We start from the raw sequence: 14,661 nt of genomic DNA, 5'->3' as shown, positions 1-14,661 counted from the left end.
ATGAGGCTGCCGCGCTCGGTTGCCGGCTGGACGATCGCGGTGTTCGGTGTGTTGGCGCTGGTGATGGGGGCCGTCGGGCTGCTCTGGCCGGAGGCGCTGCTGGGGATGCTCGGTTTCGAGATACCCGAGACCCGGACGGCCGGTGACTACACCGGGGTCTTCGTGACCGCCTCGTCGATGGCCTCGTTCAACATGGGGGTCTACTACCTGCTGGCCACCGCCACCGAGTGGCGGGCCTTCTACCGCTTCACGGTGGTATTCCGTCTGGTCACCTTCACGGTGTTCACCCTCGCGGTGCTGGCCGACGTGGCCCCGGGCCGGTTCTTCGGGGTGGCGGCCTGGGAGGGCGTGGGGGCCTTGGCCACCGCCGCCGGTCTGTGGTGGGACGCCCGGCGAGGCGGCGGAGCTGCGGATTCGGCTGGGCGCGGCGGTGCGGAAACGTCGAGGGTGGAACCGTCCGCCGATGCGGTTCATTGAGCCGCAGTAGCAGTTGGGTATTTTCGATACCGTGACCGACACGCAGCCCGGCTCCCTGCCGACGCCCATTGTGCCTGGTCTGACTGATTTGCAGGTGTTCGCCCGGGGCGGGTACGCGACAGTTTACCGAGCCACCCAGATCTCGGTGGGTCGTGAGGTGGCGGTCAAGGTGGAGAATCGCACCCTGGTCAGCGAGCGGGACCAGGCGCGGTTCCTGCGCGAGGCGCGGGCCGCCGGCCGGATGTCCTCACACCCGCACGTGGTGGACCTGTTCGACGTCGGTGTGACCATCGACCAGCACCCGTACCTGATCATGGAATTGTGTGACGGGTCGTACGCCGAACGGATGCGCACCTCCCGGTTGGACGCCGTGGAGGCCCGCGACCTCGGTGTCAAGATCGCCGACGCGATCGCCCACTCGCACGGCGCCGGGGTGCTGCACCGCGACGTGAAGCCGGCCAACATCCTGTACTCGCACTTCAACACGGCCGTGCTGGCCGACTTCGGGCTGGCGGTGGTCGCCGAGATGCGGGACGCCTCGGTCGCCCTGGAGGTGCTCACCCCGGCGTACGCGCCGCCGGAGATGTTCAACCACAGCCCGCCGTCCCCGGCCGTGGACGTGTACGCGCTCTGCGCCACCCTCTACGCGGTCATGCACGGGCGTCCGCCCCGGTGGCAGTCCGAGCGCAACCCGAGCCTGGTGACCGTGCTGGAGATGTTCCACCAGCCGATTCCCAGCCTGCCCGGGGTGCCGGAGGACCTGATGGAGGTGCTCCGCGCGGGAATGGCCAACGATCCCGGGGAACGGCCGTCCGCCGCGGAACTGCGCGACCTGCTGACCAACCTCTCCCTGGGGATGCCCGGCGGGTACACCCAGGGCGGTTCGTTCGGGTACGGGGGTGGCCGCTACGACCTCGCGTACCCCACGGCCCGGGAGGGTCAGCTGGTCGAGGGGGCCTCCGCCGGTTCGACTCAGCGACGGCGTCGGCGCCGCTGGTTCTTCGGGGTGGCGGGGGTGGCCGCGTTGGCCGCCTCGGCCGGGGTCGGTGCCTGGGCCGCCGGTGGCATGCCGTCGACACAGGCCACCCTGCCCCCTCGCCCCTCGGCTACCGGCGTCCTCCGCCCGGGTTGCGCGACCGTGCCGGAGACCCTGCCCAGCGGTGTCCGGTGCGCGGAGGAGTTGGAGTGCTTCGGGCCGGTGCAGGTGCGTGGTCAACGGGCCCAGGCCAGTCGGGTGCCGTGCGACACGCGGCACACCTGGGAGAGCTACGCCCTGGGGGAGTTGCCGGCGGCGCTGCTGGACGCCGGTCATGACGAGATCGTGGCCGATCCGGCTGTCCAGCGGGTCTGCAACGAGGAGACCTTCCGGCTGGTCACCGGGGGCCGTCAGCCCATCGGCTGGAACCTGGAGGTGCTGCCGCCGGCCGAAGGGGAGGCCGACCGCATGTACCGCTGCCTGGCCGGACGTGGGCTCAACGGGCTGGCCTCACCCACCCTCACGGGTGGTTGAGGGGTAGACACTGCTCACTGGTCGTCGTCGCGGCGGTAGCGGGCTCGCATGGCCCGGACCGCGTCGCGGTCACCCAGGGTCTCCAGGGTGTCGGCGTCCACCCCGGGAGGCGCGGGGTCGGCTGGCCCGAGCGGCTGCGGGGGATCGGGGGCAGCGGTGGCCTTCTGGTGGCGGGCCGCGGTCACGGCCACCCCGGAGATGGTGGCCAGCAGGACGCAGAGCAGGGCCATCGCCACGCCGAGCAGATCCTGCCGGCCTCCGGCGATGAGTGACACCAGCAACCAGAGGGCCGCGACGGCGGCGGCCACCGCGACGGTGCGGGCGTCGGAGATGCGCTTCACCCGTCCAGAATGTCGGGGATCGCCGCGCTGTCAACCACGGGCTTCCCATCATTGGGAAAATCCTCGGCTGCCAACTGGTGAAGACAGCCTCATTGATGAACAGGTTGTTACATTCCTCAGGGTGGATGCCATGAATGATCCCCTCTGTCCGGAGATGTGACGAGTCCTGAGTATCTAGAGTGGTCGATGGTCGAGCCTCGACTCGACGTCCCCCACCCACCGGAAGGCATCCATATGTCACCAGTCCGGACACTGGCCGCGGCAGCTACAGCCGGCGTACTGCTTGCCGGGATGGCGGTGGCACCCGCCGCTGCCGCCCCGACCGCCATCGGTGGTGCGACCGTCTCGCACCGCACCAGCATCACGGAGAGCCTGCGCGTCGACCGGGTACCCACTCCCAAGATGAACTGGGCGGAGTGCGACGAGGGCGCCGAGTGCGCCACGGTCGACCTGCCACTGGACTACGACGACCCGAAGGGCCCCACCGTCGAGGTGGCGGTCGTGCGGGTCAAGGCACGAGACCAGCAGCGCAAGATCGGCAGCCTGTTCATCAACCCGGGTGGCCCCGGGGTTCCGGCCAGCGACACCGTCCTGGCTTCGCCGTACTTCCTCAGTGACGTGCTGCTGGAGCGGTTCGACATCATCGGGATGGACCCGCGCGGGGTGGGTGCCAGCAACCCGATCAGGTGCTTCAGGTCGGTAGCGGAACAGACCCGGGCGTACGAGGGGTTGAACGTGGCCTTCCCGCACACCAGGGCGGAGGAAAAGGCGTACGTTGCCTCCTCGGCCGCCGTCGGTAAGGCCTGTTCCACCACGGGCAGGCCGATCAGCGGCGCGATGTCCACCGCCCAGGTGGCCCGGGACATGGACGTGCTGCGCCGGGCCCTCGGTGACCAGAAGCTGACCTACCTGGGATACAGCTACGGCAGCATCCTCGGGCAGTACTACGCGAACATGTTCCCCGACCGGGTCCGGGCCGTGGCGATCGACGGGGTGCTGGACGCGACCGCCTGGGTCGGCGGCGGGAAGTACGGCGACCTGGACCAGGAGTCGCGGATGCGCAGCGCCCAGGGCGCATACAAGGCGCTCAGCGAGATTATGAAGCGGTGCGAGAGTGTCGGCGCCGAGGTCTGCCCGCTGGCCCCCGGCGACCCGATGGCCAAGTTCGAGTTGGCGATGCAACGGCTCAAGGCCGGGCCGGTGGTGATCGAGGTCCCGTACCTGGGCCCGCGAACCTTCACCTACACCAGCTTCATCGGGTCCGTCCTCAGGTTGATGTACTACCCCTGGAACGACGGCGACATCGTGTGGTTGACCGCAGAGGTGCTTCGGTTGACCGACCCGACGGCATCCGAGGCGGACCGGGAGCAGGCGCGGGCCGCCCTGGCCCAGCGGCTGGCCAAGGCCAACATCGACGACATTCCGTACGACAACATGCTGGAGGCCTTCCTCGGCGTCGACTGCGCCGACGCCAACCACCCGAAGGCGCTCGCCTCCTGGCCGGCCCGGGCGGCCCGGGCCGACAAGCGGGACCCCTACTTCGGTCGGCTCTGGACCTGGACCAGCGCGCCCTGCGCCCGAGACAGTTGGACCGTCCGCGACGAGGACCGGTTCACCGGCCCCTTCAACCGACGGACCGCCAACCCGGTGCTGGTGGTCGGCAACTACTGGGACCCCTCCACCAACTACAACGGGGCGGTGTCCACCTCGAAGCTGCTGCCGAACAGCCGGCTGCTGTCCAGCGACAGTTGGGGACACACCGCGTACGGGACCTCGGCCTGCGTGACCGATGCCATGGACGCTTACCTGCTGCAGGTGACCCTGCCCAGGAAGGGCACGGTCTGCAAGGGTGACATCCAGCCCTTCCAGGAGGTGCCGGAGTTCGCCGCGACCACCCGGGCCCAGGTGTCCGGCAGCGACATGGCCGCGCGGAGCGCCCCGAAGCAACTACCCCCGGTAGTGGCGCCGCTGCCGGTAGCGACACTGAGCGGCCACTGAGTTACGTTCGATTCACCGGGGTACGGCCGGCGTTCGGGTCGCCCGCCGTACCCCGGCCCTTCTTCCCGGTCTCAGTAGGACTTGTCCTGGCCGAGGAGGTGTTGGGCGACGAAGTTGAGGATCATCTCGCGGCTGACCGGGGCGATGCGGCTGGCGCGTACCGCCCCCAGCAGGGTGGCCACCCCGTACTCCGTGGTCATGCCGGCCCCGCCTAGGGCCTGGACGGCCGTGTCGACGGCCAGCGCCGCCGCCTCGCTGGAGGCGTACTTGGCCATGTTGCCGGCCACCCCCGCCTCCAGATCCCGGCCGGCGTCGTAGAGGGCCGCCGCCTTCTGGATCATCAGCCGGGCCAGCTCCACCTGCACGGAGGCGTGGGCCAGGGGGTGCGACACCCCCTGGTGGGTGCCGATGGTCCGGCCGCCCCAGACCGTCCGGGTGGCGGTGTACTCCGTGGCCCGTTCGATGGCGTACCGGCCGGTGCCGGCACCCATCGCGGCCACCGTGATCCGCTCCGGGTTCAGCCCGGAGAACAGCGCCGGCAGACCGGCGTCCAGGGACTCACCGACCAGGGCGTCGGCGGGCAGCCGGACCTCGTCCAGGTAGAGCAGGAACTGGTTCTCCGGGGACACGATCTCCATGTCGAGCTTGGAGCGGGTCATTCCGGGGGCATCGGTGGGCACCAGGAACAACGCGGGCTTGAGCTTGCCGGTCGTGGCGTCCTCGGTGCGGGCCACCACCAGTACGTGCTGCGCCTCGTCGACCCCGGAGATGTAGCACTTGCGTCCGGACAGCAGCCAGTCGTCACCGTCGCGGCGGGCCACCGTGGCCAGGCGGTGGAAGTTCGACCCCGCCTCCGGCTCGGTGATCGCGAAGACGATCTTCTGGGAGCCGTCGGCCAACCCGGGCAGGTGGCGTTTGCGCTGATCCTCGGTGCCGTGTCGGTGGATGACGGTGGCGGCGATCGCGGGGGAGACCACCAGCAGCAGCAGCGGGCAGCCGGCGGCGGCCAGTTCCTCGCAGACGATGGCCAGTTCGGTGATGCCACCGCCACCCCCGCCGTACTCCTCGGGGATGTTGACCCCCAGGTAGCCGAGCCGACCCGCCTCGTGCCACAGCTCGGTGGTGTGCTCACCGGCCTTGGCCTTCTCCACGAAGTAGCGGTGACCGTACCGGCGGCCCAGCGCGCGTACCGCCTCGCGTAGCTGGTCCTGTTCCGGGCTGAGGTCGAAGTTCATCACGATGCCTCCTCGAGCGGGTTGACCACGGCCAGCACGGCACCCGTGTCGACCTGCCCACCGGGGGACACCGGCAGCTCGGTGACCACGCCGTCGGTCGGGGCGAAAACGGGGTGTTCCAGCTTCATCGCTTCCAGGGTCAGCAGCAGGTCACCGGCGGCGACCTGCTGACCGACCTCGACGTGCACCCGGGTCACCGCGCCGGGCAGCGGGGCCAGCAGCGACCCGGCGGCCAGCGCCGCGCCGGGCAGCGGGAACCGCGGCGACTCGACCAGCCGCGCCGAGCCGTCCGGGCCGTCCACGAAAACCTCGGACCCGGTCCGGTGTACGCGGTACCCCCGCCGCACCCCGGCCACCTCCAGCACGACCCGCTCCGGGCTGGCCTCGATCAGGGTGACCGCCTCGCCCGTCTCCGCACGGGCCTCGCCGGACTCGTTCGGCGTGGCTGGGGTCGAGCCGGCGGGTGAAGTGGCGGTCGAGTCGCCCACCGGCGAGGTCGACCAGTGGGCCAGTCGACCCACCCGGTCCAACCGGTAGCGGACCTCGATCTCGCCACCGTCGCCGCCGGTGAACCGGGTTACCTGGGGAACGGCGGGCACGTTGCGCCAGCCGGACGGCAGCCCGGCCAGCACCGGGGCGGCGGCGCGGCGGGCGGCGGCCGAGGCCAGCGCGGCGGCCAGGGCCACCAGGGGAAGCTCAGCGGGAGGCAGCAGCGGGGCCAGGACCTCCGGGTGACGGTCCAGGAAACCCGTGTCGACCTGCGCGGCGGCGAACTCCGGGCTGCGCAGTACCCGGACCAGCAGGTCCCGGTTGGTGGTGACGCCGTGCAGTTCGGCCCGGGCCAGGGCACCGGCCAGGGCGCGGGCCGCCTCCGCACGGGTGGGTGCCCAGGCGATCAGCTTGGCGAGCATCGAGTCGTAGTGCACGCTCACCGCGGACCCGTCGATCACCCCGGAGTCCAGCCGCAGCCCCTGGTGCGGGGTGAACTCGGCGGCCACCCCGGGGACGGTGAACCGGTGCAGGGTGCCGGTGGCCGGGCGGTACCCCTGGGCGGGGTCCTCGGCGCAGAGGCGTACCTCGATGGCGTGGCCCCGCACCGGCGGGGTAGCCGACAGGGGCAGGGGCTCACCCTCGGCGACCAGCAGTTGCAGCCGGACCAGGTCCAGCCCGGTGACCGCCTCGGTGACCGGGTGTTCCACCTGGAGTCGGGTGTTCATCTCCAGGAAGAAGAACTCGCCCGCCTCGCTGAGCAGGAACTCCACCGTGCCCGCCCCGACATAGTCGACCGCCTGGCCGGCGGCCACCGCCGCCTGATGCAGGCGGTCCCGCAACTCCGCGTCGAGCAGGGCCGGTGCCTCCTCGACGATCTTCTGGTGCCGGCGTTGGATCGAGCAGTCCCGCTCGCCGAGGGCCAGCACCATACCGTGCCGGTCCCCGACGATCTGCACCTCGACGTGCCGACCCCGTTCGACGTACCGCTCGATGAAGACCGTGCCGTCGCCGAAGGCCGAGGCCGCCTCGCGGCGCGCACTCGCGACGGCCTCGGGAAGCCCGGCCGGGTCGCGGACGATCCGCATGCCGCGCCCGCCGCCCCCGGCGGCGGCCTTGACCAGCACCGGGAAGTCGGTCACCTGGTCCGCCTCGCTCCAGCTGGGCAGCATCGGTACCCCGGCCTCGGCCAGCAGGGTCTTGGCAGCCAGCTTGTCGCCCATCGCGGCGATCGCCTTGGCGGGCGGGCCCACCCAGGTCAGGCCGGCGTCGGCCACCGCCGTGGCGAAGTCGGCGTTCTCGGCCAGGAAGCCGTAGCCGGGGTGGACGGCGTCCGCCCCACAGCGCCGGGCCGCGTCGAGGATCAGGTCGATCCGCAGGTACGTCTCGGCGGGGGTGTGACCGGGCAGGCGTACGGCCTGGCCGGCCTCGGCGACGAAAGGCGCCTCGGCGTCCGCGTCGGAGTGCACCGCCACCGTCTCGATGCCCAGCGCCCGGCAGGTGGCGAAGATCCGGCGGGCGATCTCCCCCCGGTTGGCGACGAGCAGCCGACTGATCACGGGGCCAACCTTTCGTTCGCGACTGCGGGACTCCGCTTCGCTGCATTCCTCGCGCTCACGGGCATCTGCCTCACATTCGGAAGACGCCGAAGCCGTCGGCGCCCTTCACCGGTCCGTTGTGGATGGCCGACAGGCAGAGCCCGAGGACGGTACGGGTGTCCCGAGGATCGATCACCCCGTCGTCGTAGAGCCGACCGGAGAGGAACAGCGCTCCGGACTGCGACTCGATCTGCTGCTCGACCATCATCCGCATCGCCGCGTCGGAGTCGGCGTCGAACTCCCGGCCCCGGGCGGCGGCGGCCTGCCGGGCCACGATGGACAGCACCCCGGCCAACTGCGCCGGGCCCATCACGGCCGACTTCGCGTTCGGCCAGGTGAACAGGAACCTCGGCTCGTATGCCCGACCGCACATGCCGTAGTTGCCGGCCCCGTACGAGGCACCCAGGTTGACCGTCAGGTGCGGCACCTTCGAGTTCGACACCGCATTGATCATCAGGGCACCGTGCTTGATGATGCCGCCCTGCTCGTAGGAGGTGCCGACCATGTACCCGGTGGTGTTCTGCAAGAAGATCAACGGGGTGTCGGTGGCGTTGGCCAGCTGGATGAACTGGGCGGCCTTCTGCGCCTCGGCGCTGAACAGCACCCCACGGGCGTTGGCTAGCACCCCGACCGGGTACCCGTGCAGCTCGCCCCAACCGGTGACCAGGGCGGTGCCGTAGGCCGGCTTGAACTCGTCGAACTCGCTGCCGTCCAGCACCCGGGCGAGCACCTCGCGGGGATCGAAGGGCACCCGGAGGTCGGCGCTGACGACGCCGAGCAGTTCCTCCGGGTCGTACTTCGGGGGTTGCGGGTGTGGGTTGCGGGGGGCCGAGCCCAGCTTGCGCCAGTTCAACCGGCGTACGCACTGCCGGGCCAGCCGGATGCCGTCCCGCTCGTCGGCGGCGAGGAAGTCGGCCAGGCCGCTCGTCGTGGCGTGCATGGCCGCCCCACCGAGGGACTCGTCGTCGGCGTCCTCACCGGTGGCCATCTTCACCAGCGGCGGTCCGGCCAGGTAGACCTGGGACCGGTCCCGGATCATGATGGTGTAGTCCGACATGCCGGGCACGTAGGCCCCGCCCGCGGTGGCGTTGCCGAAAACCACGCTGACCGTGGGGATCTTCTCGGCCGAGAGCCGGGTCAGGTCGCGGAACACCCGGCCACCCGGAATGAAGATCTCCGCCTGGGTGGGCAGATCCGCTCCGGCCGACTCGACCAGGTTCACCATGGGCAGCCGGTTGGCCAGGGCGATCTCACCGGCCCGCCGGGTCTTCGCCAGCGACCAGGGGTTCACCGCCCCGCCGCGTACGGTCGGGTCGTTGGCGACCACCAGGCATTCGACGCCCTCGACCACCCCGATGCCGGTCACCACGCTGGCCCCGACCGGGAAATCCGTGCCGTACCCGGCGACCGGCGACAGCTCCAGGAACGGGCTGTCCTGATCCAGCAGCAGCTCGATGCGTTCCCGGGGGAGCAGCTTGCCGCGCCCATGGTGCCGGGTCACGTACTTCTCGCCGCCACCGGCCCGCGCCTGCCGCACGGTGTCGTCCAGTTCGGCGATGCGTTCCAGCAACGCCTCCCGGTTGGCGCGGAACGCCGCCGAGGTGGGATCGACGGCGGTGTCCAGTGTGCTCACGGTGCTCCCTCCGATGCCGGTCCGGCGGTCAGCTCTGCCGGCAGGTCGACCAGCCGGGCACGCAGCAGTTCGCCGAGCGCCTTGGCCTGCGGGTCGAACCGGGTGGAGGCGGCCACCCCGGCACCCAGCAGCCCCTCGATGACGAAGTTGACCGCCCGCAGGTTGGGCAGCTCGTACCGCTGCACCCGCAGCGCCGCGGTCTCCGGCAGCAGCTCGGCCAACCGCTCGACGCTCAGCCAACCGCGCAGCCAGGCCCAGGTCGCGTCCGTACGCGCCCACACCCCGAGGTTCGCGTCGCCGCCCTTGTCGCCCGACCGCGCCCCCACCACCTCGCCCAGCGCCCCCCGCCGGGTCGAGTGAAAGGAAGGGCCCCTTATTAACGCCTGGTGTTGTACAGGGGGCCCTTCCAAACAGGTCACCGGGGGCGGCGGGATCGGCACGCGGCTGCCGTCGGGCAGCACGGCGACGTGCGCGACGTCGCCCTGCGGCACGGTGTCAGTGGTGAAGACGCCGTACGGGGTGGCGTCCCCGGGCAAGGTGGTCAAGGTGCAACCCGGGTAGGAGGCGAGCGCCAGCTCCACCGCCGCCGCCGAGAAGGCCCGCCCGGCCCGCGACTTGTCACCGTCCCGCAGGTGTACGTGCAGCAGGGCGCTCGCCGTCTCGGTCTCCACCGCATCCGGATGATCCGTACGCGCCAGGGTGAACTCCAGCCCCTCCGGGCCTACCGACTCGGTCAACTGCGCCTGCACCAGGGCGGCCTTGGCCGGGATGTCCAGCCCGCAGAGTACGAAGGTCATCGAGTTGCGGAAGCCGCCCAGATTGTTGATGCCGACCTTGAGGGTCTCCGGTGGGGGCGTACCCCGGACCCCGCAGAACCGGACCCGGTCCGGCCCTTGCTGATCCAGGGTCACCGTGTCCAACCGGGTCACCACGTCCGGCCCCAGGTAATCCGGCCCGCCCACCTCGTACAACAGTTGGGCGGTGACCGTCTCGACGGTGACCGCCCCGCCGGTGCCCGGATGCTTGGTCAGCACGGCCGAGCCGTCCGGATGCAGCTCGGCGATCGGGAAGCCCGGCCGGTGCCCACCGTCGGGCAGTTCGGTGAAGAAGCTGAAGTTGCCCCCGGTCACCTGGGCCCCGCACTCGATCAGGTGCCCGGCGACGGTCGCCCCGGCCAGTGCGTCCAGGTCGTCGCGTCCCCAGCCGAAGTGGGCGATGGCCGGGCCGACGGCCAGCGAGGCGTCGGTGACCCGGCCGGTCACCACGATGTCGGCCCCACCCTCAAGGCAGGCGGCGATGCCGAAGGCCCCCAGGTAGGCGTTGGCGGTCAGGGCGTCCGGCCTGGCTAGGGCGTCGCCCTCGACGTACCCGACCCGCACCTCGAGCCCGAGCCGTTCGGCGAGGGACCGGACGGCGACGGCCAGCCCCGCCGGGTTCAGCCCACCGGCGTTGGTGACTATTCGTACGCCCCGGTCCAACGCGGTGCCGAGGGTGCCCTCCAGTTGCCGCAGAAAGGTCTTCGCGTACCCGAGGTCGGGATCGCGCATCCGGTCCCGACCCAGGATGAGCATGGTCAACTCGGCCAGGTAGTCCCCGGTCAACACGTCCAACTCGCCGCCGTCGAGCATCTCCCGCCAGGCCGAGAAACGGTCGCCGTAGAAGCCGGAGGCGTTACCGACCCGCAGCACCGTACCCGTGCCGAAGGTCCGACTCATGCGAGCCGCCCGGTGCCAGCCGGTGCGGTGAGGGGTACGGGCAGGTCGAGCATGATGCCTCCGGGCGGGATCGTCAGTGCCGCGCGCTCCCCGGCGGGTCGGCTGCGGGGGTGAGCAGGGCGGCGAGCTGGTGTTTCCAGGCGTGCAGCAGGGCGGTCCGCCGGGCCGAGTCGTCGCTGAGCAGGTTGGCCACGCCCAGCCCACGCAGCAGGTCGAGGGTCGCCTGCACCGCCTCGCGTACGCCCGGCCGCCGTTCGTCCACCCCGAGCAGCTCGACGGTCAGCCGGTACATCTCCCGGCCCACCCTGGCCTCCAACGGCAGCAGCGCGGCACGTAGTTCGGCGTCGGTGCGGGCGGCCACCCAGAGTTCCAGGGCGGCGACGAACAGCGGCCCGGTGAAGGCGGCGGCCAGCAGGTCGACGACTCGATCCAGCCGATCCGGGCCGGCCGGCAGGGCCTCGGCCTCGACGCGCAACTCCGCCGCCCGCCGCTCGCTGAGGTGCCCGACGGCGGCGGTGACCAGGGTCGCCTTGGTCGGGTAGTGGTGCAGCTGGGCACCCCGGGAAACCCCCGCCCGATGGGCCACGACCGTGGTGGTGGTGCCGGACCAGCCGTGCTCCACCAGGCAGTCGAGGGTCGCCTCCAGCAGTCGGGCCTGAGTGGCGCGACTGCGTTCCTGCTGAGGGACCCGGGTCGATGCGGTGGACACGCGCACAGCCTGCCCCGCCAGAAACAAACAGTCAAGCCTGACTTTTTATGGCTCCGGCGGGGTTGCGGGGTGCAGCGGTTCGGCCGCTTGAGGTAGCCCGAGGTAGCTGGGACGGCTGAGACACGCCACCCGCCCGGCCCAGGTGGTGGGCCGAGCGGGTGGCGTGAGCAGACGGGGTCAGACGCGGGCGCGGCGGGCCAGGCGCTCCGGGTCGAGGATGATGATGCTCTTGCCGTCCAGGCGGAGCCAGCCGCGCGAGGCGAAGTCGGCCAGGGCCTTGTTGACGGTCTCCCGGGAGGCGCCGACGAGCTGGGCGATCTCCTCCTGAGTCAGGTCGTGGGTCACCCGCAGCACGCCGCCGTCGCGGGTGCCGAAGCGACCGGCCATCTGGAGCAGGTTCTTGGCGACCCGGCCGGGTACGTCGGTGAAGATCAGGTCGGCCAGGGCGTCGTTGGTCCGGCGCAGTCGACGGGCGAGTACCCGCAGCAACTGCTCGGCGATCTCCGGCCGGTTGTTCAGCCAGGGGCGCAGGGCCTGCTTGCGCAGTCGAGCCAGCCGGCTGTCGGTGACCGCGGTGGCGGTGGCCGTACGCGGGCCCGGGTCGAACAGGGACAACTCGCCCACCATGTCCGAGGGGCCCATGACCGCGATCAGGTTCTGCCGGCCGTCCGCCGCGCGGCGGCCAACTTTGATCTTGCCGGACAGCAGGATGTAGAGACTGTCGCCGGGCTCGCCCTCGTTGAAGACGACCTCGCCCTTGCGGACCTCGATGGTCTCCATCTCCTTGGCGAGCGCCTCGGCAGCCTCCGGGTCAACGCCCTGGAAGATCCCGCTGCGGGCCAGTACCTCGTCCATCGCGCACACCTCCGGTTGCGCGTGCCGTCTGCTCGGCCGGGACTGCCGTCCGCTGATCCCCTCGCGCGCCGACCAGTCTAGGCGCACGTGAGCAGGAATCAGAGGTCCACCCCTGGAATCTTGATCGTTGGGCGTACCCGCCCGTTGTCGAAGCCTGCCACCATCGCCCGGCCCACCCGAGCGAGTGATGCCGCTGGTCGTAGGGTCACGGCGTGCTGAGCGACCCTGTGCTGACCACCCGCCGTGAGGACGGACGGGACATTCCGCTACTCGTGTGGCGGGCGAGGCGACCCTTACGGGCGGTCAGCAGCGCCCCGCTGGGCGGGGGCATCGGGGTACGGCGGTGGGTGCTGAACGCGACCGTGCCGATGTCGTACGACCGGGAGGACCCGGCCGCCCACCTGGTCGACATGGCCCGCCGGCTCGGCCTGGACGGGCCCGGGGTGGGGCTGCTGACCGGTGTCGACGTCGGGGAGATGCTGATCCGTACGGACACCGGGGTGCGGGTGTGGGCCACCGTGGGCCTGGGCACCCCGATTCCCGCCGCGGCGCCTGCGGCACCGGCGGTGGCTCAGCGGGTCGGCACGGTCAACATCGTGGCCTGGGTACCCGCCCGGCTGGGTGACGCCGCCCTGGTCAACGCGGTGGCCACGGCCACCGAGGCCAAGGCGCAGGCGATCGCCGACCTGGGACTGCCCGGCACCGGCACCCCCACCGACGCGGTAACCGTGCTGTGTCCGCCCACCGGGCCGGTCAATGCGTACGGCGGCCCGCGTTCGGACTGGGGAGCGCCGTTGGCCCGGGCGGTGCACGCCGCCGTACTGGCGGTCGGGACCGGCACAGTGGTGCCATGGTCGGATCGGCTCCGGGTCTGAAACTCCCCGACCGATCGGCCATCGTCATGCGGCTTTCCCGCGCGGTAGTGTCGCCCGCGATGTATGCTCCCGCCTCCCCTGCGTCCCGGCCACGTCGTTCCGCCGTTGCGGTGCTCGGTGCGCTGCTAGCCGCCCTCCTGCTCGCCGGATGTGCCCAAGCCGGGGAGAGGCCGCTCTGGCAGCCCGGCGCGGGCGGCGGTGACACCGGGGCCCCGGTCGAGTCGCCGACGCCGAAGGTCAAGAAGATCTCGCTCTCGGCCACCGGCGACATCGTGATGGCGATGGCCCCCAACCGGATGCCGCCCAACGACGGCAAGGGCTTCTTCGACTCGGTGAAGAAGGCCCTCTCCGCTGACCTGGTGATGGGCAACCTGGAAGAGCCGTTGACCGTGGACACGGGGGCCGGCAAGTGCGGGGCGGACTCCACCCGCTGCTTCCAGTTCCGGGCCCCGCCGGAGTACGCCGCACACCTGGCCGACGCCGGGTTCGACCTGCTCAACCAGGCGAACAACCACGGCTACGACTTCGGGGAGAAGGGGTACGAGAACACCCAGAAGGCCCTGGAGGAGCACGGCCTGGAGCACACCGGCGCCCCCGACCAGATCACCGTGGTGGAGGTCAAGGGCGTCAAGGTGGCCGTGGCCGGGTTCTCCTCGTACCGCTGGTCGAACAGCCTGACCGACATCCCGGCCGCCAAGAAGGTGATCGCCAAGGCCGCCACCCTGGCCGACATCGTGGTGGTGCAGGTGCACATGGGCGCCGAGGGTGCGGAGATGACCCGGGTACGACCGGGCACCGAGATGTTCCTCGGCGAGAACCGGGGTGACCCGATCAAGTTCTCCCGAGCCATGATCGATTCCGGGGCCGACCTGGTGGTCGGGCACGGTCCGCACGTGCTGCGGGGCATGGAGTTCTACAAGGGCCGGCTGATCGCGTACAGCCTGGGCAACTTCGCCGGTGGGGGCAACTCGCTCAGCAACAACGGGCGGCTCGGCTGGGGCGGGGTGCTGAAGGTGTCGCTGGAGGAGGACGGCACCTGGGCGGGTGGCTCCTTCGTGTCGACGTACATGGACGGGGTGCGCAAGCCGGTGGTGGATCCCGACGACCGAGGGCTGGGACTGCTGAAGGAACTCAGCAAGCTCGACTTCCCGGAGACCGGCGCCCGGTTCACCGACTCCGGCAAGATCAGCCTGCCCGAGGAGGACTGAGCCGCTCGGCGTACGCGT

The 14,661-nt window shown here is 71.1% G+C and carries 12 protein-coding genes; 5 read left to right on the top strand and 7 right to left on the bottom strand.

The genetic code is table 11. The features are described 5' to 3' along the window. Nucleotides 1-477: a hypothetical protein gene (locus ABZ795_RS13900; protein ID WP_357530557.1), complete on the top strand. Its 477-nt coding sequence runs from the start codon at nt 1-3 to the stop codon at nt 475-477. A gap of 31 nt (nt 478-508) precedes the next feature. Further along, nucleotides 509-1,987, top strand: a complete 1,479-nt coding sequence (locus tag ABZ795_RS13895) for a serine/threonine-protein kinase (protein WP_357530556.1) — start codon at nt 509-511, stop codon at nt 1,985-1,987. A gap of 14 nt (nt 1,988-2,001) precedes the next feature. Here ABZ795_RS13895 and ABZ795_RS13890 read toward each other — a convergent pair whose 3' ends face one another. Next, nucleotides 2,002-2,328: a hypothetical protein gene (locus ABZ795_RS13890; RefSeq protein WP_357530555.1), complete on the bottom strand. Its 327-nt coding sequence runs from the start codon at nt 2,326-2,328 to the stop codon at nt 2,002-2,004. A 291-nt stretch (nt 2,329-2,619) separates the two neighbouring features. On the opposite strand from ABZ795_RS13890, the gene ABZ795_RS13885 reads away from it, so the two are divergent. Further along, nucleotides 2,620-4,326 (top strand): alpha/beta hydrolase, encoded by a 1,707-nt coding sequence (locus tag ABZ795_RS13885; protein WP_357530554.1) that lies wholly within the window; start codon nt 2,620-2,622, stop codon nt 4,324-4,326. Between the two features lie 71 nt (nt 4,327-4,397). Here ABZ795_RS13885 and ABZ795_RS13880 read toward each other — a convergent pair whose 3' ends face one another. The 6 genes from ABZ795_RS13880 to ABZ795_RS13855 form a co-directional block, all read right to left on the bottom strand. Next, nucleotides 4,398-5,561: an acyl-CoA dehydrogenase gene (locus ABZ795_RS13880; protein WP_357530553.1), complete on the bottom strand. Its 1,164-nt coding sequence runs from the start codon at nt 5,559-5,561 to the stop codon at nt 4,398-4,400. Beyond that, nucleotides 5,561-7,609, bottom strand: coding sequence for a biotin carboxylase N-terminal domain-containing protein (locus tag ABZ795_RS13875; protein ID WP_357530552.1), 2,049 nt, complete (start codon nt 7,607-7,609; stop codon nt 5,561-5,563). Before ABZ795_RS13875 ends, ABZ795_RS13880 begins: the two co-directional genes overlap by 1 nt. 70 nt (nt 7,610-7,679) lie before the next feature. Next, on the bottom strand, nt 7,680-9,281 hold the full coding sequence (locus ABZ795_RS13870) for a carboxyl transferase domain-containing protein (RefSeq protein WP_357530551.1): 1,602 nt from the start codon (nt 9,279-9,281) through the stop codon (nt 7,680-7,682). Beyond that, nucleotides 9,278-10,996, bottom strand: coding sequence for an acyclic terpene utilization AtuA family protein (locus tag ABZ795_RS13865; RefSeq protein ID WP_357530550.1), 1,719 nt, complete (start codon nt 10,994-10,996; stop codon nt 9,278-9,280). The genes ABZ795_RS13870 and ABZ795_RS13865 overlap by 4 nt, the downstream gene beginning before the upstream one ends. Nucleotides 10,997-11,069: 73 nt before the next feature. Further along, nucleotides 11,070-11,705, bottom strand: a complete 636-nt coding sequence (locus ABZ795_RS13860; protein ID WP_327023740.1) for a TetR/AcrR family transcriptional regulator — start codon at nt 11,703-11,705, stop codon at nt 11,070-11,072. 177 nt (nt 11,706-11,882) lie between these two features. Next, the gene (locus tag ABZ795_RS13855; RefSeq protein ID WP_013736306.1) at nt 11,883-12,560 is read right to left on the bottom strand and encodes a Crp/Fnr family transcriptional regulator; all 678 of its coding nucleotides are present in this window, start codon (nt 12,558-12,560) and stop codon (nt 11,883-11,885) included. Nucleotides 12,561-12,772: 212 nt separating this feature from the next. On the opposite strand from ABZ795_RS13855, the gene ABZ795_RS13850 reads away from it, so the two are divergent. Both ABZ795_RS13850 and ABZ795_RS13845 read left to right on the top strand, forming a co-directional pair. Continuing rightward, the gene (locus ABZ795_RS13850) at nt 12,773-13,435 is read left to right on the top strand and encodes an adenosylcobinamide amidohydrolase (RefSeq protein ID WP_357530549.1); all 663 of its coding nucleotides are present in this window, start codon (nt 12,773-12,775) and stop codon (nt 13,433-13,435) included. A 59-nt stretch (nt 13,436-13,494) separates the two neighbouring features. Beyond that, nucleotides 13,495-14,643: a CapA family protein gene (locus ABZ795_RS13845; RefSeq protein WP_357530548.1), complete on the top strand. Its 1,149-nt coding sequence runs from the start codon at nt 13,495-13,497 to the stop codon at nt 14,641-14,643. The last annotated feature ends 18 nt before the right edge of the window (nt 14,644-14,661 follow it).

The sequence above is a fragment of the Micromonospora sp. NPDC047134 genome (assembly GCF_040643455.1).
Classification (GTDB): domain Bacteria; phylum Actinomycetota; class Actinomycetes; order Mycobacteriales; family Micromonosporaceae; genus Micromonospora.
Note: the sequence above shows the minus strand (reverse complement) of the source record. Positions and strands in the feature narration are given on the sequence as shown.

Bases quoted from the DNA above. Each gene is read 5' to 3' on its own strand.
- ABZ795_RS13855 (WP_013736306.1), bottom strand. From the start codon at position 12,560: ATGGACGAGGTACTGGCCCGCAGCGGGATCTTCCAGGGCGTTGACCCG.
- ABZ795_RS13865 (WP_357530550.1), bottom strand. From the start codon at position 10,996: ATGAGTCGGACCTTCGGCACGGGTACGGTGCTGCGGGTCGGTAACGCC.
- ABZ795_RS13845 (WP_357530548.1), top strand. From the start codon at position 13,495: ATGTATGCTCCCGCCTCCCCTGCGTCCCGGCCACGTCGTTCCGCCGTT.
- ABZ795_RS13880 (WP_357530553.1), bottom strand. From the start codon at position 5,561: ATGAACTTCGACCTCAGCCCGGAACAGGACCAGCTACGCGAGGCGGTA.
- ABZ795_RS13885 (WP_357530554.1), top strand. From the start codon at position 2,620: ATGGCGGTGGCACCCGCCGCTGCCGCCCCGACCGCCATCGGTGGTGCG.
- ABZ795_RS13900 (WP_357530557.1), top strand. From the start codon at position 1: ATGAGGCTGCCGCGCTCGGTTGCCGGCTGGACGATCGCGGTGTTCGGT.